The following is an 18,485-nucleotide window of genomic DNA, read 5'->3' on the forward strand; positions in this document are numbered from 1 at the left end:
GAATTGAATGTTTTAGTAAGACATTGCAGTAAAGCGTTTGTTTTATAAGTAGATTTATAGCTGTAAGTTAATAGTAATAGCAATTATAAGATATTTTTCACACATAGCTCGCGGCACTATTTAACTCTGTAGACTAATTGCAGTATACTTGTGCGCGTAATTAAAGGTCATTAAATTAAGGAATGGGTCACGTGAATCCAATTGTAAAGAGTTTTGAGTATGGTCAACATACAGTCACCTTAGAAACAGGTGTTATTGCACGCCAAGCAGATGCAGCAGTATTAGCAAGCATGGGCGACACCACAGTATTAGTTACTGTAGTGGGTAAGAAAGTAGCGGATTTAAGCCGTGATTTTTTCCCGCTTACTGTTAACTATCAAGAAAAAACCTACGCTGCGGGCAAAATCCCTGGTGGTTTCTTCAAGCGTGAAGGTCGTCCATCAGAAGATGAAACTCTGATTGCGCGTCTTATTGACCGTCCTATTCGTCCTTTATTCCCTAACGGTTTTAAAAACGAAGTTCAAGTTATCATCACTGTGGTTTCTGTTGATCCACAAATCGAGCCAGACATTGTTTCGATGATAGGTACTTCAGCGGCGTTAGCTATTTCTGGTATTCCTTTCAGCGGTCCACTAGGTGCGGCGCGTGTGGGTTATATCGATGGCGAATACCTACTTAACCCAACGGTTGATCAGCTTGCAATAAGCTCGCTTAACTTAGTGGTTGCTGGTACTAAAGGTGCGGTACTTATGGTTGAGTCTGAAGCGCAAGCGCTTGCAGAAGAAATCATGTTAGGTGCGGTAACTTATGGTCACGACCAACAGCAAGTGGTGGTTGATGCGATTGCTGAATTTAAAGCAGAAGCAGGCAAGCCAACTTGGGATTGGACTGCACCAGTTCAAGATCAAGATTTAGTCGCTAAAATCAAAGATCTTGCTGAAGCTGGCATGACTGAAGCTTACCAAATCGAAGTTAAGCAAGACCGTTATGTTCAAGTTGGCGTAGTGAAAGCTGCAGCCAAAGCTGCATTAGTTGCTGAAAACCCAGATGTTGATACTCGTGAAGTAGACAACTTATTGGGTAGCCTAGAGAAAAACGTAGTACGTAGCCGCATCATTGCGGGTAAGCCACGTATTGACGGCCGCGAACCAGATATGATCCGCGCGTTGAATGTACTAGCAGGCGTATTACCACGTACTCACGGTAGCTCACTGTTTACCCGTGGTGAAACTCAGGCATTAGTGACGTGTACACTAGGCACTGAACGTGATGCACAGAAGATTGACAGCATCATGGGCGAGCGCACAAATCGCTTTATGTTGCACTATAACTTCCCTCCATATTCTGTTGGTGAAACAGGCATGGTAGGTTCACCTAAGCGCCGCGAAATCGGTCATGGTAAGTTAGCCTGGCGCGGTATGAATGCCGTTATGCCTACTGCTGAAGAGTTTCCATACAGCATCCGTGTTGTTTCAGAAATCACAGAATCTAACGGTTCAAGCTCTATGGCTTCGGTATGTGGTACTTCATTAGCATTAATGGATGCAGGTGTACCTATCAAGTCTTCGGTTGCTGGTATTGCCATGGGTCTAGTTAAAGAAGGTGACGATTTCGTTGTTCTTTCTGACATCCTAGGCGACGAAGATCATTTAGGTGACATGGACTTTAAGGTTGCTGGTACTCGTGATGGTATTACTGCATTGCAGATGGATATCAAAATCGAAGGTATCACTAAAGAAATCATGGATATCGCACTGCAACAAGCTTACGGCGCACGTGTTCATATCCTAAACGTGATGGACCAAGCAATTGGTACACATCGTGGTGATATCTCTGCACATGCTCCACGTATCACCACAATCAAGATCAATCCAGAAAAAATCCGTGATGTTATTGGTAAAGGTGGTGCGGTCATTCGTGCTCTTACCGAAGAAACGGGCACTACGATTGAACTTGATGATAACGGTACTGTGAAGATTGCTTCTTCAAACGGTGAAGCAACCAAAGAAGCTATCCGTCGTATCGAAGAAATTACCGCTGAAGTGGAAGTGGGTCGTGTTTACAACGGTAAAGTTATCCGTATCGTAGATTTCGGTGCCTTCATTAACATTCTTCCTGGCAAAGATGGTTTAGTCCACATTTCTCAGATCAGTGATGAGCGCGTTGCTAACGTGTCTGATCACCTTGAAATGAACCAAGACGTTAAAGTTAAGGTGATGGAAGTGGATCGTCAAGGTCGCGTAAGATTGTCTATCAAAGAAGCTCAAGAGAAAGTTGCTGCTGAATAAGTGCAATTGACACTGATAAAAAAGGAGATCATTTGATCTCCTTTTTTTATGGTCAAAAGAATCAAAAATATAATCGTCTACGCCATGGTTCTTATTTGTTTAGATTGCTATGATATTGAATATTAATAAATCCTCAAAAAGGTAGGGCTGATGGAAGCTTTTTTTCGTGTCAAATTAAGTGCGCTTTTCATCGCGACGTCAGTATTACTGTCAGCTTGTGTGTCAACAGACTCATCGAACTCCATTGAAGATGCCGTTGATGGTAAAGTCATGGTCGCGCCTTTGGTGCCAGATTATAAACTTGAAGTGACCTTGGCTAAGTTAAATGAAATCCTCGGTACTATGGAGCTTACTCGCGAGCAAAGAGCGCGTTTTCATTACGATCGCGGCGTTATTTACGACAGTGTGGGTTTAAGGTTATTAGCCCGTATTGATTTCCACCAAGCGCTAAAGTTGCAGCCTGATCTGGCAGATGCTTACAATTTTATTGGTATTTACTATACCCAAGAAGGTGAGTTTGAAAGTGCATACGAGGCATTCGATGGGGTATTAGAGCTGGCACCTGATTATGATTATGCGTTCTTAAATCGCGGTATCGCCCTGTATTACGGTGAGCGCAATGAGTTAGCCGTTCAAGACATGCAGGCATTTTATGATAGAGATCCCACCGATGGCTATCGTGTATTGTGGCTGTACTTAATTGCTGATGCTGTTGAGAAAGAACAAGCCATTGCAGAGCTTCAAAATCACAGACAGCAGCTTAATGATTCTGCCTGGTCTAGCGTACTGGTGGATTACTATTTAGGTAAACTCACTAAAGAGCAAGTATTTCAAGCGGCAAAAGTGGATTTAACTAAACCTAGAGAATATGCCGAGCGTCTATGTGAAGCTTATTTCTATCTAGCCAAGCGCGCCGCGATGAATAAAGAGTACCAGCAAGCAGCTAATTATTACCGTTTGACCTTGGCGACTAATATTTATGATTTTGTGGAACACAGATACGCACGTATCGAACTGGCTAAAATGAAAGAGCACATCATTCAATAGGTCATATAAGTTGAATCAGTCACCTAAAAGCCACAGTTTGTGGCTTTTTTTATGGGCAAGAGGTTAGCTTTTGCTAAGGCTCTGCCTTTGTGTAGCCATTGGCGGTTATTAACGCTATAATTTGCGCCATTTTTAGCGGCAAAAGTCCAAGGTCATCATGTTAGGTATTAACGCAGAGGTAGATATACGTCGTACCTTCGCTATCATTTCGCACCCTGATGCGGGTAAGACAACAATTACAGAAAAAGTATTGTTATTCGGTCAAGCTATTCAAGTTGCAGGAACGGTGAAAGGTCGTGGCTCTAAGCAACACGCAAAATCTGACTGGATGGAAATGGAGAAGGACCGTGGTATTTCTATTACTACCTCGGTAATGCAATTTCCTTATTCTGATAGCCTAATTAATTTACTCGATACTCCTGGTCACGAAGATTTCTCTGAAGATACTTATCGTACTTTGACTGCGGTTGACTCTTGTTTGATGGTGATTGACGCTGCTAAAGGTGTTGAAGATCGTACCCGTAAGCTGATGGAAGTGACCCGTCTTAGGGATACGCCGATCATCACCTTTATGAATAAGTGCGATCGTGATATTCGCGATCCCATGGAAGTCATGGATGAAGTGGAAAATGAACTTAAAATAGCCTGTGCGCCGATCACTTGGCCGATTGGCTGTGGTAAGTCGTTTAAAGGGGTTTATCACCTTCACCGTCAAGAGGCGATTTTGTATCAGTCAGGTCTTGGGCACATGATCCAAGAAGTGCGAATCGTTAAAGGTTTAGATAATCCTGAATTAGACGCAGCCATTGGCAGTGAGTTAGCAGAACAATTGCGAGAAGAGCTTGAATTAGTGATTGGGGCATCCCATGAGTTTGATTTAGACGCCTTCTTAAAAGGTGAACTTTCACCTGTGTATTTTGGTACTGCGTTAGGCAACTTTGGCGTAGATCACATGCTTGATGGTTTAGTGCAGTGGGCCCCTAAGCCACAGCCTCGTGAAACAGAAGTTCGTCAAGTCACTGCTCAAGATAGCAATTTTTCAGGTTTTATCTTCAAAATCCAAGCTAACATGGATCCAAAACACAGAGACCGTGTGGCTTTTATGCGTGTGGTTTCAGGTAAATACGAAAAAGGCATGAAGATGCACCATGTTCGCGTGGGTAAAGATGTGCGTATCTCTGATGCATTGACATTTGTGGCCGGTGATAGGGAGCAAGTTGAAGAAGCCTATCCAGGTGACATCATAGGCTTACATAACCATGGCACTATTCAAATTGGCGATACCTTTACCCAAGGTGAGAAATTTAAGTTCACAGGTATTCCAAACTTTGCCCCTGAAATGTTCCGCCGCATTCGCTTAAAAGATCCGTTAAAGCAAAAGCAACTGTTAAAAGGCTTAGTGCAATTATCTGAAGAAGGTGCAGTGCAAGTGTTCAGGCCACTAGATAATAACGATCTGATTGTTGGCGCTGTAGGTGTGCTGCAGTTTGAAGTGGTTGTTGGCCGTCTAAAAAGCGAATATAACGTTGAAGCCATTTATGAAGCCATTAGTGTGTCAACCGCACGCTGGGTTTACTGTAAAGATGAGCGTAAGCTAGAAGAATTCCGTAGAAAGTGCAGTGTTAACTTAGCCTTAGATGGTGGTAATAACCTGACTTATATCGCCCCCACCATGGTGAATTTAAACCTTTCTATGGAAAGGTACCCTGATGTCGCATTTGCTAAAACTCGGGAAAACTAATTCAATATGCTCGTTTTTTAGCTTTTATCCATAAAAAAGACGGTTAACCGTCTTTTTTTATATCTATAAATTCATCTTGTGGAGAAACTGACCAATGATTGACTCCCACGCTCATCTTGATTTTGATGATTTTGACCTTGATAGAGCACAGTTGTTTACCGCAATGGCGCAGCAAGGGATTAGCAGCGCTATTTTACCTGGCGTGTCAGCTGCGCATTGGTCAAAACAGCTGGAAGTTGCCGCTGAATTTGATTGTTACTATGCCCTTGGGATCCACCCTTGGTTTTGTCCTGAAAATATTGACACTGAACTTGAAGCGCTGGCTCAATTAATTGAACTGCAACGCAGCGATAATAAATTAGTGGCATTGGGAGAATGTGGGTTAGATAAACGACATAATGTTAGTGACTTTAGTACACAATTAAGTTTGCTAGAGCGACAATTGCAGCTGGCTATTCACTATCAATTGCCGGTTATTTTGCATTCTGTTCGTGCTCATAATGAGTTGCTTGGCTTACTGAAACGTTACCCAAATGTTAAGGGGGGAGTGCTCCATGGCTTTTATGGTGGTAGCGAGCTTGCTAAGGCTTATTTAGCATTGGGTTATAAATTAGGCATCGGCGGCCTCATCATGGATCCCAAAGCGAAGAAGTTACGTGAAACTGTGAGTCAGTTATCAATTGAATCTTTCATAGTTGAAACTGATTCACCGGATATGAGCCCAATTACTAGCCAAAACAGGCGAAATTCACCGTTGAATTTACCCAGTTTTGTGGCCGAAATCGCGTTTTTGAAGAATAAATCAACTGTTTCTATATTAGAACAGCTTGATGCAAATGTTTCGCAACTATTTGAGCTTTAGCTGTTTTTATGTGGATTAGCTTGATTTTTTGCTGTTTTATTCCATAAGGGGTTGAAATTTAGCTTTAAAAATTTGATCTAAACAACGATTTTCATTTCATGCTCAGTTATAATCATCAACGGAAAAGGTGAGTTAACAACATTTAATAAAAATGTTAACAAAAAGGGTGATGATTTATGGAAATAGTAATGAGTTTAGTAGGGGTGGTAACCCTGCTTACGATAGGTTTCCTCCTATCGAATAATAGAAAAGCGATCAATGTTCGCACTGTGGGTGGCGCATTAGCTATTCAAGCTGCATTTGGTGGTTTTGTTTTATACGTGCCAGTAGGTAAAGATATTCTGAAGGGTGCTTCAGATGCCGTATCTAGCGTTATTGGCTATGCGCAAAATGGTATTAGTTTCTTATTCGGCGATTTAGCTAACTTTAAAGTTGGTTTCATCTTCGCAATTAACGTATTGCCAATTATCATTTTCTTCTCTTCTTTAATTGCCGTGCTTTACTATCTAGGCATCATGCAGTGGGTTATCCGTATTATCGGTGGCGCACTACAGAAAGCACTAGGTACAAGCCGTACTGAGTCAATGTCAGCAACTGCTAACATCTTCGTTGGTCAAACTGAAGCGCCACTTGTGGTTCGTCCGTTTATCCCAACTATGACTCAATCTGAATTATTCGCCATCATGGTGGGTGGTTTAGCGTCTATTGCAGGTTCTGTTCTTGCAGGTTACGCGCAGATGGGTGTACCTATCGAATACTTAGTTGCCGCATCATTCATGGCAGCACCAGGTGGTCTATTAATGGCTAAACTGATGCACCCTGAAACAGAAGCTGCTAAGAACGATATGGATGAATTACCAGAAGATCCAGACAAGCCTGCTAACGTATTAGACGCAGCTGCTGCTGGTGCTTCTTCAGGTATGAACCTAGCACTTAACGTTGGCGCTATGCTTATCGCATTCGTTGGCTTAATCGCTATGATCAACGGCATCATAGGTGGTGTTACTGGTTGGTTCGGCTTAGAAGGTATTACCTTAGAACTTATCCTAGGTTACATCTTCATGCCTTTAGCATTCTTAATCGGTGTACCTTGGAACGAAGCGCTTGTTGCAGGTTCTTTCATTGGTCAAAAGATTGTTGTAAACGAATTCGTTGCTTACCTTAACTTTGCTCCTTACTTACTTGATGCGTCTGCAGAAGGTTTCAAAGTAGTTGCTGAGACTGGCATGATGATGTCTGATAGAACTAAAGCTATCATTTCGTTTGCACTATGTGGATTCGCTAACCTTTCTTCTATCGCGATTCTACTAGGTGGTTTAGGTGCTATGGCGCCAAACCGTCGTCATGACTTAGCTAACTTAGGTATCCGTGCGGTTATCGCTGGTTCTTTAGCTAACTTAATGAGCGCAACACTTGCTGGTTTATTCTTAGCTATCTAAGTGTGATTGGGCCCTTAACTGGGCCCAGTTTTTTTGATTTAAGCTGTGATAAAGACAGTGTTATCCACCATTTTCCGATTACAACGCTATTAGTTTGCCTCCATTAACACTCAGAGCCGATACCTAAAATGGCCAGTTTTTGAGGTGAAACTAAGTTTGTTAGCAAGACGTAGATAAAAAAGTCGCGATATTGTTCACATAATAGAACTTGGTGTTTGTATTTTGTACGGTTCAAGATTGAACTTTACGTCAATCACGTTAAAATATAGACGCACAATAAAAACGCTGTCCTCGATGACAGTAAAACCTAAAAATGGGGTTGATGATGAAAAATATTAAAATGTTAGCACTAGCTACCGCAACAGTAGCTGCAATATCTGGCAACGCTTTCGCTGCTGACCGTGGTTCTGATATCCACGCTGGCAATTACAAGTGGATGCAATTCAATGCAATGTATTCTATCGGTGAAAAACCGAATAATATCACTACTGGTGATAGACATGATTACCTTGAGATGGAATTCGGTGGTCGTGCTGGTGTTGTGGACTTATATGGTTATGTTGACATATTTAACCTCGCTAACCGCGATTCAAGCGGCACAGATAAAGGTCCAGGTACCAGCAAATTATTCATGAAATTTGCACCGCGTTTCTCTATCGATGCAATCACGGGTAAAGATCTTTCTATTGGCCCAATTAAAGAAGTTTATTTCTCAACTCTTTATAATTGGAATGGTTCAAACCTTGATTCAAATAGTGTTAACAACTCTTTTTGGGGTGTTGGTGCTGACGTTGAAGTACCTTGGTTAGGTAAGACTGGTATGAACTTATACGGTTTATACGATCTTAACGCTAAAGATTGGGATGGTTATCAATTCTCAATGAACTGGTTCAAGCCATTCTATTTCCTAGATAATGGTAGCTTCTTTGCATATCAAGGTTACATCGATTATCAATTTGATGTTGCTAAAGTGCAAGTTTTCCCAGGCCAAGCAGGCAAGATAAAGTCTTCAAACGGTGGTGCTATGTTTAATGGTATCTACTGGCATTCAGATCGCTTTGCTCTTGGTTATGGCTTGAAAACATACAAAGAAGTTTATGCGTTAGCTGATGATGGTATTGTGGGTGAAACCTCAGGTTTTTCTCATTACTTAGCTGCCACGTATAAGTTTTAATCAAATTGGAGCCGCCTGATGGCGGCTCCAAATTTGTAGTTTTTTAATTCTTACTTTAATCGTTTTAATCTCATTGAGACGATTTAATTAAGTGTTAATGACCGAGTGGTAGCTTGGTTAATCGTTAAATTTTTGCGCGCTAAAAAGGAATTTTCGCGGAAAAGACTGGCAACTCGCTTTGTCACTCTTATCCGGTCTTCAAGGATTCACGTCGTGGTACTCGTTATCAAGGTTGAATACTTAATGTTAGTTGTACCTGAATAGGTATGATTGATGATGCTGAAGGCCCGGCCAAATAATAATCACAATAAGCCAGCTCATAGCCTTTACCTACACTAAATTTTTTACGTCTATATTTTCGTTTGGAGAGCAATTATGAGTGATTTAAAAAAAGCGGCCCAACTTGGCATTCAGTTAATGGATTTAACGACTTTAAATGATGATGACACAGATCAAAAAGTCATCGATTTATGCCACAAGGCAGTGACGCCTGCTGGCCACACTGCGGCTATTTGTATCTATCCTCGTTTTATTCCTATTGCGCGCAAGACCTTAAATGAGCTTGACGCTGAAGACATCAAAATTGCTACAGTGACTAACTTCCCCCACGGTAACGATGATATTGCTATTGCAGTATTAGAAACCCGTGCAGCGGTTGCCTATGGCGCAGATGAAGTGGATGTGGTTTTCCCTTACCGCGCACTGATGGCTGGTAATGAAACTGTCGGTTTTGAGCTGGTAAAAGCCTGTAAAGAAGCTTGTGGCGATGAAGCAATACTCAAAGTGATTATTGAATCTGGCGAGCTTAAAGACCCTGCGCTTATCCGTAAAGCATCAGAGCTTTCAATTGATGCGGGCGCTGATTTCATCAAAACGTCTACTGGTAAAGTGCCCGTTAATGCAACCTTAGAAGCTGCTGAAATCATGATGACTGTTATCAGTGAAAAGAACCCTAAAGTGGGCTTTAAGCCTGCGGGCGGCGTTCGTGATGCCGCGCAAACGGCTGAGTTCTTAGCTGTGGCTGAGCGTATCTTAGGTGCAGGTTGGGCAACCCCAAGCACATTCCGTTTTGGTGCATCTAGCTTATTAAACAGCTTATTGCACACCTTAGAATTGGCTGATGTTCCAAAGCCAAACCAAGGCTATTAATTTCATTTCGATTAGTTTGAATAGATCCTACTTTTTAGAGCATCAATGGCAATGTGCTATTGGTGCGCCACAGTAATGATGGCAATTCTGGATAGGTGAATTGCCTTCTAGGAGGCGGTAGTATGTTTTTAGCTCAAGAGATAATTCGTAAAAAGCGTAATGGCCAAGCGTTGAGCGCTGAAGAGATCCAATTCTTCGTTAATGGCATTACCACTAATTCTGTTTCTGAGGGGCAAATTGCCGCTTTCGGAATGGCCGTTTACTTTAACGACATGAATATGGATGAACGCATCGCGTTAACCATAGGCATGCGCGATTCAGGTACAGTACTTAACTGGGATAGCTTAGGCCTTAATGGCCCAGTTATTGATAAGCACAGTACTGGTGGCGTAGGTGATGTCATCAGCCTAATGCTTGGCCCAATGGCGGCAGCATGTGGTGGTTATGTCCCTATGATTTCAGGTCGTGGACTAGGTCATACTGGTGGCACCTTAGATAAGTTTGATGCCATTCCTGGCTACCAAACTGAGCCATCGAGTGAGTTATTTAGAAAAGTGGTCAAAGAAGCGGGCGTGGCCATTATTGGTCAGACCGGTGACTTAGTACCAGCGGATAAGCGCTTTTACTCAATTCGTGACAATACCGCGACGGTCGAGTCTATCTCACTTATTACTGCATCCATTTTGTCGAAGAAATTAGCGGCAGGTTTAGATGCCTTAGTGATGGATGTCAAAGTCGGCAGCGGCGCCTTTATGCCGACCTATGAAGCATCGGAAGAGTTAGCCCGCAGTATTGCTGCGGTTGCCAATGGCGCGGGGACTAAGACTACCGCGTTATTAACTGACATGAACCAAGTGTTGGCATCCTGTGCAGGTAACGCAGTTGAAGTGGCCGAAGCGATTAACTTCTTAACTGGCAAGTATCGCAATCCAAGACTCTATGAAGTGACCATGGGCTTGTGTGCTGAAATGTTAATTTTGGGCGGTATAGCGCAAAATGAAGCACAAGCTCGTACTAAACTAAATACTGTATTAGATAATGGTAAAGCGGCCGAGGTATTCGGTAAAATGATTGCAGGCCTTGGCGGACCGACAGACTTTATTGAGGCGTATGATAAATATTTGCCTCAAGCTAAGATTATTCGCCCAGTGTTCAGCGATGCAGAGGGCTTTGCCCATAGTATGGATACCCGCGAACTGGGTTTAGCGGTTGTTACTTTAGGTGGCGGCCGTCGTAAACCTGGTGATGCACTGGATTACAGTGTCGGTTTGACTCAAGTTTGTGCACTTGGAGATCAAATTTCAGCGGATAAACCAATAGCCATGATCCATGCTCAAACGGAAGATGCCTTCCTTGAAGCGGAGCAAGCGGTTAAAAATGCGATAAAAATTCAATCTTCTATGCCTGAAAAAATGCCAGAGATTTATCGCTATATCCGTGCAGCAGATTTATAACGGAGCAACATATGAAACGTACATTTATTTTAATGCTGGATTCTTTTGGCATAGGTGCCGCCAGCGATGCAGACAAGTTTGGTGATATTGGCTCTGATACTTTTGGTCATATTGCAAAGGCTTGTGCTGAAGGCAAGGCTGATGTAGGCCGTCAAGGTCCATTGAAATTACCTAATCTTGCTCGCTTTGGCTTAGGCCATGCTGGTTTTGAGAGCACTGGAAATTTTGCCGCAGGATTCGATGCGAATGTGGAGTTGATTGGTGCTTATGGCCATGCTGACGAATTAAGCTCTGGTAAAGACACGCCAAGTGGTCACTGGGAAATGGCAGGTGTACCTGTGCTTTATGAGTGGGGCTATTTCAGTGATTTAACTAAATCATTCCCCAAAGAATTGACAGACAAAATTTTAAAACGTGCAGGTCTTGATGGATTTTTAGGCAACTGCCATGCTTCGGGCACACAAATTTTGGAAGAGCTTGGCGAAGAGCACATGAAAACAGGCATGCCTATTTTCTATACCTCTGCTGATTCAGTATTTCAAATTGCCTGTCATGAAGAAAGTTTTGGCTTAGAAAACTTATACAAGTTGTGTAAAATCGCCCGTGAAGAGCTAGAGCCTTATAATATCGGCCGCGTTATTGCGCGTCCTTTTGTAGGGACGGGGCCAAGTGATTTTGCTCGTACCGGTAATCGTCACGATTACGCCGTGTTGCCACCAGCACCGACAGTGTTGGATAAGCTTAAAGAAGCTGGCGGTGAAGTGGTGAGTATTGGTAAAATTGCTGATATATATGCTCATAGCGGTATTACTCAACAATTTAAAGCCACTGGCCTTGAAGAATTATTTGATGAAACCCTAACGCAAATTAAACGCGCAGGGGACAACACCATAGTGTTCACAAACTTTGTAGATTTTGACTCTCATTATGGTCATCGCCGCGACGTTACAGGTTATGCTAAAGCATTAGAGTATTTTGATTCTCGCTTGCCTGAACTATTAGCAATTTTACAGCCTGAAGATTTAGTGATTTTCACCGCTGATCATGGCTGCGATCCTACTTGGGTAGGCACAGAACACACTCGAGAGCGTGTGCCTGTACTTGCTTACGGTGCCGGTTTACCAGCAGGTTCACTGGGCCGCCGTAAGTCTTTTGCTGATATTGGCCAATCAATCGCGAGTTACTTTGAGCTTAAGCCGATGGATTATGGTCAATCATTCATTTAGTTACGATTAAATTCATACAGTTATATTGATACTGTGCCCATTAAGATATTGATGGGCATAAAATAAATAGAAAAGGGGTTTTTCACATGTCTACACCACACATTAATGCAGTACCAGGTGCTTTTGCTGAAACTATTTTGTTTCCAGGGGATCCTTTACGCGCTAAATATATTGCTGAAACGTTTCTAGAAAACGTAGAGCAAGTGACTGACGTACGTAACATGTTAGGTTTCACTGGTACTTACAAAGGTACTCGTATTTCTGTTATGGGTAGTGGAATGGGCATTCCTTCATGCTCTATTTACGCTCATGAGTTAATTAAAGAATACGGTGTTAAAAACTTAATCCGTGTCGGTACTTGTGGCGCTATCAGCACAGACGTTAAAGTTCGTGACGTGATCATAGGTATGGGGGCTTGTACTGACTCTAAAGTTAACCGTTTACGCTTCAAAGACAATGACTTCGCAGCTATTGCTGATTACAGTCTATTAAGTGCAGTGGTTGATTCAGCTAAAGAGCACGGCACTAAAATCCGTGTTGGTAATGTCTTCTCTGCTGATTTGTTCTACACCCCAGATCCACAGATGTTTGATGTGATGGAAAAAATGGGTGTTTTAGGCGTCGAAATGGAAGCTGCTGGTCTATACGGTGTAGCACATGAATTAGGTGCTAAAGCCCTATGTGTTGTGACTGTATCTGATCACATACGTACTGGCGAAAAAACTTCAGCAGAAGAGCGTCAAACTACATTTAATGACATGATCATCATGACATTAGATGCAGCTATCACACTGTAATTACATTATGTACGCTGGTTAGCATGAGTTAACTTTAGCGCCTACAAAATGTCAAAACGGACTCAATGGAGTCCGTTTTTTTTGATATCAACATGGCTTTTTGCGTTATGTATCCATTTGTGTAGTGATCAAGCTGAGGCTTGAATCACATATTACCTCAGTTCTTTTTACATCGAGTCAAAATTAGAGCTATTATTCTAATTGTTAAAACTTAATGAGGGACTACAAGTGAATACTCTAAAAGGAACACTCCTAGGCATAGCGGTAGCCTTGGCCTGTGTATTAATGGGCGCCGTACTCTATGTTAACGCAATCGCTAAAGGTAGTCTTGCGGCTGCTGATCCTCAGGGTTACAGTGTTATCGAAGCTAACGGCCTTAGCTTTGCCGTTGATATACGCGGTGATAAAACAGCAACACCTGTGATATTGCTCCATGGATTCCCCGAATCAGCCGTAATGTGGGACAAGTTCATGGATGAGCTCACAGCTAATGGCTTTTACGCTATAGCTCCTAATCAGCGTGGTTATAGCGCTGGCGCAAGACCAGATGAAATTGAACAATATCAATTGAAGTATTTAACTTCTGATATTACAGCTATTGCAGATCAATTAGGGCTAAAACAATTTCATTTGATTGGTCACGACTGGGGGGCTGCAGTAGGTTGGCAGATCGCTGCAGAAAACTCTGAACGAGTGCTCAGCTATGCAGCAATTTCTGTGCCTCATATTGACGCTTTTGGTAAAGCATATCGCGAAGATCCCACCCAATTTGAAGCCAGTGCTTATATTCGTTTCTTTCAAAAATCGACTTTACCTGAGTTCATGATGGCAAAAAGCAATTATGAGCGTTTAAAATCTATTTGGAAACAACATGATGCTACGGAAATTGCGCACTATGTTGGTATTCTTAGCCAAGGAAAGGCGTTAACTGGTGCTATCAACTGGTATCGGGCAAACTTCCCTGTTTTTACTAATGGCTTAGATGTTGGAAAAGTGAAGGTGCCAGTGACCTTTATTTGGGGGAATCAAGATCATGCGCTCAAGCGTTCAGGTGTTGATGACACTAAAAATTACGTCGACAGTGACTATTTGTTTATCGAAATGGATGCAGGTCACTGGATTATTCAAGAGCAATACCAAGAACTAAGCGAGCACTTGTTAGCTCATTTAGCTAAGTATAAGTAGCCTAGCTTCCATTGGTTTTAAAGACCAAGTGGCGAGGCTTTCTAAAGGCAAGTTAACAATAAAAAGGATATACATGAAAAAGTTCATAATTATAACCTTATCAATAATACTGGTGGCGCTTTCACCTGTGCTTTATTTGCTTTACACGTTTGCTTTTACAGGCCCCATTCCAGATGAGGAGTTCCAGAAAAATCTACCAAGCATAGTCAAAAATCTTGAGGTGAAATTTGATGGTGAGGGTGAAAAGACCTTGGTCTTTATCCATGGCTATCCTGATAGTTTGGAGTTGTGGGACAAGCAAGTTGAGTATTTAAAGCATGATTACTCCATTGCTAGGTTCACTCTTCCAGGATTTGAGCTCAAAGATAATGGTCAAAGGCCACATTATAATATTAAACAGATAAGAACAATTGTTGATACCTTTATTAAAGGGCTAAATAAAGAGCATGTTACTGTTTTAGCACATGATTGGGGCGCAGTTTATGCATCTCATTATCTTGAAAAAAATGACTTAGTTGATAGGTTGGTATTATTTGATATTGGCAGTTTTGGCGAAGAGAAACGACCTGACATTAATGTTAAATATACCTTTGCATTGGCTGTCGCTTGGACTTTACCTGAATTTCTAGGTGATAAGCTTGCACTGTATACGGCAGATAAAATACTGAATATTACTGATGTCGATCCAAACAAAACCGTTGCCGATTTACGTTCAGATCCTCGTATGACATATCCATACTGGCATTTATGGAAATCTGTATTGACTAAAAATACCATTAAGCCGGTCGAAGTTGAAAACTATGGTACGCCTTTCTTGTTCCTGTATGGTAAAGATAAAAAAGTGTGGTTCCATGCTAAAAGTTGGGAAAATCAGGTTATAGAATCAAACAAGGGGCAGGTTGAAGTTTTACCTGGAGGTCATTGGTTTATGCAATCCTCGCCCGAACTGGTTAATCAAAAGCTTAGTGATTGGTTAAGTGCGAATTAATACTATGTGTTAATGGGTTAGCCCATGGTTCTAAAAAGGCCAAGTATGTTTATACTTGGCCTTTGTCTTTGAAATGTTTTTGTCTTCGTTAGGATTTAACTGTGACACCAATTGTTAAATGGTGAGGGGCGTCTTTTGCTTAGGGAGCTTATTTCCCTAGCTTATCCTTTTTAGACAGGGCCTTTTTAGGTCTTTTCAACAGCTGATATCTGGCGATACGTCTATCGAACTCGGCGCGTTTAAATGACATAGATTTTGAGAGCAAGAGTCCGATAACGCCTGCCACTATAAGCATAATCTGTTGTAATTTCATGTTTTCTTCGTGGAGTATTTTAATTTCATCGAAGAAAATATTTGGGTTGAGTCTGACTTCCACATAGCCTAAATTATTGTCTCCTTGGGTAACATTTTCAATTAAGGGGGGGTAGGGCTTAAGCAAAAGCTCGAGCTCTTCTGAATCAGGATCAAGTATTTCATTGCTGACACTTTGAGCAAAAGCAAGACGGTTGCCGTTTGAGTCATAGATATTGACTGACATTATCTTAGGATCTGTGACTAAGGTGCTGGCAAGCCACTCGATTTGCTGATTATTCTTCAAAAACATGGCAGGCGCCGCACCATTGGCAGCTTGCTGAGCGAGTAGCCTAGCCATAATTTTAGTTTGAGAATTGAGCAATTGGTTGCCATTGATCAGGCTAGATTGCCACAAGTGCACTAAACCAAAAATCAGCCCAACAGCAACACACACTTGAAAGAGTCGGGTCATCTTGTGCCTTTTTTTAAGGCCTTTAGCAAAAATCACTTTAATGTTTTCTCATTTTTATGTTTAATCCATACTAATCGAATTAAAAATGGCTGAATAGTTGTTTTATTTAACTATCAAGCATCTATAAACGCTTTAGCCATTTAACTCATCATATTTAACGCATTAACACGGGGACATTTATCCATGGAAACCGCAGCCGTTCAGCCTTTATCTTGGTTTCTAAGAGATGATATTTCTGTCGCTATATTGAGTCAAACGACTGGAGGCCCTGCTGCGGATGACTCCAAAGTGTACCAATATCAGGAGAATGATTACCTAGACTTGCTAGCCTCAGTATTTCCTGTGCGTATTCGAATCTTATTTGAGCGAGAAGTTCAATCTCAAGTTAAGGATTGGCTTAGATTGTTGCCAGCTTCCTTTGCAATCAGTATGTTGAGCAGAGAAAACAGCCTGATTGGTTTTGAAATAGCGGCCAAGCATAGCCTAGGTACTGAAATTAGGCAATTTCCAGTGCAACTAGGTGCCGAAATTATCGAAATCCACCAAGCATTACCTAGCTTACGTACTCCTGGTTTACTGGTGATGGACATGGATTCTACCGCAATTAAAATAGAATGCATCGATGAGCTTGCAAAGATGGCGGGTGTTGGTGAAGAGGTCGCAGCGGTTACAGCCTTGGCTATGCAAGGTGAGCTGGATTTTGAGCAAAGCCTAAGGCAAAGGGTCGGTAAGCTTAATGGCGCACCTGCAAGTATTATTGATGAACTGTGTCAAAGTCTGCCGCTGATGCCAGGGCTTGAAGTCATGATCAATGAGCTTAAATCTCATGGTTGGCGTTTGGTGCTCGCCTCTGGCGGCTTTAGTCATTTTGTGGACTTCCTGCAACACAAGCTTACGCTTGATGCCGCTTTTGCTAATCAACTGGTGATCCAGGACGGCATATTACAAGGGGAAGTCACGGGGACGGTTGTTGACGCTGCGTTTAAAGCTAAGGTATTAAGCGAATGTGCTCAGCGGTGGCAAATTGCGCCAGGTCAGACGCTCGCGATTGGCGATGGTGCTAATGATATTCCTATGATTGAGCGCGCGGATTTTGGCATCGCCTTTCATGGCAAGGCTAAACTGGTTAATGCCGCAGATGCAGCTGTGAATCAGCTTGATTTGAGAGCCTTAGTGTTTTTATTGCAAGACTAAAATTTACCTGACTTAGGTTTTTTACTCTAATAACTTGTGTTTAGCCTTGGCTGAGATTAGTTTAGGGCTATGTTCACTTTGATGACAATATAATTTTGACTAGCTCAGTTTCGAAAACAACCGTAATTTCCCAGCAATCCTTATTTATTCCCTATCGTGGCGGTCAGCTGCATTTGCGCCATATCAGTCCTGAGGTTGCCTCTAATCGCACCCCTATTTTGATGCTTCATGGTGCTATGTCCAATGGCCGGGTGTTTTACAGTGATTCAGGGCGGGGACTTGGCTGCTTTATGGCGGCGGCAGGTTTTGATGTCTACGTGTTAGATACTGCTGGGCGCGGTCAGAGTGGCCCTAAAATTGCTCGGGGATTTGAATTGGGGCAAGGTGAGGTGATTCGTGAGCAATTACCCTTAGTGCATGATTATATTTTATCGCGCCATCCTTTGGTGGATAAAGTGCATTGGTGTGGCCATTCCTGGGGCGGGGTACTAATGGCTAGTGCTTTGGTGCGTCGTCGAGATCTACAGCAGAGTGTGGCGTCATTACTGACCTTTGGCAGTAAACGCACTATTAAAACTCACTCTGTGCGTAAATGGTTGATGGTAGATTTATTCTGGAACCGATTAGCGCCAGCATTGACCTTAGTGCAAGGCTATCTCGCCGCGGATAAGCTGGGGTTTGGCATGGATAACGAAAGCCGAGCTTCATTACTGCAAAGCATTGATTGGGTGAGGGGAGACTGGATCGATCACGACGATGGTTTCGATTACGCTAAGGCAGCCACTAAAACGCAGTGGCCTAAGACTTGGTTCATTGCCGCCCATAACGATAAAGTGCTCGGTAATCCAAGCGATGTCAAAGACATGCTGGCAGAGTGTGGCATGGTTGCGCCTAAGTACACCTTGTTGGCCAAAGAAACCGGTTACTTAAATGATTATGGTCACGGCGACATGTTGACTCATGGACAAGCGGTAGAGGATCATTTCCCACAAATTGCCCATTGGTACCAAGAAGTTTAAGGCGCAAGTTTAGGTCTTTAGCCAAGCATGGCAGCTTTGAGTGAGGCTTAGTGATGAATTCAAAAACTCAGGCATAGATGGGCACTGCACTTCTTGAATATGACTCTAGGGCTAGCTCAGGCATAGATGGGCACTGCACTTCTTGAATATGACTCT

General features: G+C 42.4%; 15 protein-coding genes. 14 read left to right on the forward strand and 1 reads right to left on the reverse strand.

Going from position 1 to position 18,485, the window contains the following annotated elements:
* Positions 1–191 precede the first annotated feature (191 nt).
* The 12 genes from pnp (at position 192) to H5073_RS12680 (ending at position 15,350) form a co-directional block, all read left to right on the forward strand.
* Positions 192–2,288, forward strand: coding sequence for a polyribonucleotide nucleotidyltransferase (pnp, locus tag H5073_RS12625; protein ID WP_182679924.1), 2,097 nt, complete (start codon positions 192–194; stop codon positions 2,286–2,288).
* A 150-nt stretch (positions 2,289–2,438) separates the two neighbouring features.
* The gene (gene nlpI / locus H5073_RS12630; protein ID WP_182679925.1) at positions 2,439–3,335 is read left to right on the forward strand and encodes a lipoprotein NlpI; all 897 of its coding nucleotides are present in this window, start codon (positions 2,439–2,441) and stop codon (positions 3,333–3,335) included.
* Positions 3,336–3,492: 157 nt separating this feature from the next.
* Entirely contained in the window at positions 3,493–5,076 is a 1,584-nt protein-coding gene (gene prfC / locus H5073_RS12635; protein WP_182679926.1) for a peptide chain release factor 3, read from the forward strand.
* Between the two features lie 94 nt (positions 5,077–5,170).
* Positions 5,171–5,938, forward strand: coding sequence for a TatD family hydrolase (locus tag H5073_RS12640; RefSeq protein WP_182679927.1), 768 nt, complete (start codon positions 5,171–5,173; stop codon positions 5,936–5,938).
* Positions 5,939–6,114: 176 nt separating this feature from the next.
* Positions 6,115–7,377: a NupC/NupG family nucleoside CNT transporter gene (locus tag H5073_RS12645; RefSeq protein ID WP_182679928.1), complete on the forward strand. Its 1,263-nt coding sequence runs from the start codon at positions 6,115–6,117 to the stop codon at positions 7,375–7,377.
* Positions 7,378–7,702: 325 nt separating this feature from the next.
* Entirely contained in the window at positions 7,703–8,551 is an 849-nt protein-coding gene (locus tag H5073_RS12650; protein ID WP_182679929.1) for an outer membrane protein OmpK, read from the forward strand.
* 375 nt (positions 8,552–8,926) lie between these two features.
* Entirely contained in the window at positions 8,927–9,700 is a 774-nt protein-coding gene (deoC, locus tag H5073_RS12655; protein ID WP_182679930.1) for a deoxyribose-phosphate aldolase, read from the forward strand.
* Positions 9,701–9,822: 122 nt separating this feature from the next.
* Positions 9,823–11,154 (forward strand): thymidine phosphorylase, encoded by a 1,332-nt coding sequence (gene deoA, locus H5073_RS12660; protein ID WP_182679931.1) that lies wholly within the window; start codon positions 9,823–9,825, stop codon positions 11,152–11,154.
* A gap of 11 nt (positions 11,155–11,165) precedes the next feature.
* The gene (locus tag H5073_RS12665; RefSeq protein ID WP_182679932.1) at positions 11,166–12,380 is read left to right on the forward strand and encodes a phosphopentomutase; all 1,215 of its coding nucleotides are present in this window, start codon (positions 11,166–11,168) and stop codon (positions 12,378–12,380) included.
* Between the two features lie 86 nt (positions 12,381–12,466).
* On the forward strand, positions 12,467–13,177 hold the full coding sequence (gene deoD, locus H5073_RS12670) for a purine-nucleoside phosphorylase (protein WP_182679933.1): 711 nt from the start codon (positions 12,467–12,469) through the stop codon (positions 13,175–13,177).
* Between the two features lie 228 nt (positions 13,178–13,405).
* Positions 13,406–14,362: an alpha/beta fold hydrolase gene (locus H5073_RS12675; protein ID WP_182679934.1), complete on the forward strand. Its 957-nt coding sequence runs from the start codon at positions 13,406–13,408 to the stop codon at positions 14,360–14,362.
* Between the two features lie 73 nt (positions 14,363–14,435).
* Complete coding sequence (locus tag H5073_RS12680; protein ID WP_182679935.1) at positions 14,436–15,350, forward strand: alpha/beta fold hydrolase; 915 nt, start codon at positions 14,436–14,438, stop codon at positions 15,348–15,350.
* 148 nt (positions 15,351–15,498) lie between these two features.
* Here the strand turns inward: H5073_RS12680 and H5073_RS12685 are convergent, their stop codons facing one another.
* Positions 15,499–16,152 carry an AhpA/YtjB family protein gene (locus H5073_RS12685; protein WP_182679936.1) on the reverse strand — a complete coding sequence of 218 codons (654 nt, stop codon included), beginning with the start codon at positions 16,150–16,152 and terminating at the stop codon, positions 15,499–15,501.
* Between the two features lie 147 nt (positions 16,153–16,299).
* Here H5073_RS12685 and serB point away from each other — a divergent pair, with 147 nt between their 5' ends.
* Together serB and H5073_RS12695 are read left to right on the forward strand one after the other, a co-directional pair.
* A complete protein-coding gene (gene serB / locus H5073_RS12690; protein WP_182679937.1) occupies positions 16,300–17,310 on the forward strand; it encodes a phosphoserine phosphatase SerB in 1,011 nt (336 codons plus the stop codon).
* Between the two features lie 92 nt (positions 17,311–17,402).
* Complete coding sequence (locus H5073_RS12695) at positions 17,403–18,329, forward strand: alpha/beta fold hydrolase (protein WP_404948398.1); 927 nt, start codon at positions 17,403–17,405, stop codon at positions 18,327–18,329.
* The last annotated feature ends 156 nt before the right edge of the window (positions 18,330–18,485 follow it).

The organism is Shewanella sp. SR44-3 (assembly GCF_014163735.1).
Classification (GTDB): Bacteria; Pseudomonadota; Gammaproteobacteria; order Enterobacterales; family Shewanellaceae; genus Shewanella.

Coding starts and splice junctions, on each gene's coding strand:
- nlpI (WP_182679925.1), top strand. CDS start 2,439: ATGGAAGCTTTTTTTCGTGTCAAATTAAGTGCGCTTTTCATCGCGACG.
- H5073_RS12645 (WP_182679928.1), top strand. CDS start 6,115: ATGGAAATAGTAATGAGTTTAGTAGGGGTGGTAACCCTGCTTACGATA.
- H5073_RS12665 (WP_182679932.1), top strand. CDS start 11,166: ATGAAACGTACATTTATTTTAATGCTGGATTCTTTTGGCATAGGTGCC.
- H5073_RS12640 (WP_182679927.1), top strand. CDS start 5,171: ATGATTGACTCCCACGCTCATCTTGATTTTGATGATTTTGACCTTGAT.
- H5073_RS12680 (WP_182679935.1), top strand. CDS start 14,436: ATGAAAAAGTTCATAATTATAACCTTATCAATAATACTGGTGGCGCTT.
- serB (WP_182679937.1), top strand. CDS start 16,300: ATGGAAACCGCAGCCGTTCAGCCTTTATCTTGGTTTCTAAGAGATGAT.
- H5073_RS12650 (WP_182679929.1), top strand. CDS start 7,703: ATGAAAAATATTAAAATGTTAGCACTAGCTACCGCAACAGTAGCTGCA.
- deoD (WP_182679933.1), top strand. CDS start 12,467: ATGTCTACACCACACATTAATGCAGTACCAGGTGCTTTTGCTGAAACT.
- deoC (WP_182679930.1), top strand. CDS start 8,927: ATGAGTGATTTAAAAAAAGCGGCCCAACTTGGCATTCAGTTAATGGAT.
- deoA (WP_182679931.1), top strand. CDS start 9,823: ATGTTTTTAGCTCAAGAGATAATTCGTAAAAAGCGTAATGGCCAAGCG.
- prfC (WP_182679926.1), top strand. CDS start 3,493: ATGTTAGGTATTAACGCAGAGGTAGATATACGTCGTACCTTCGCTATC.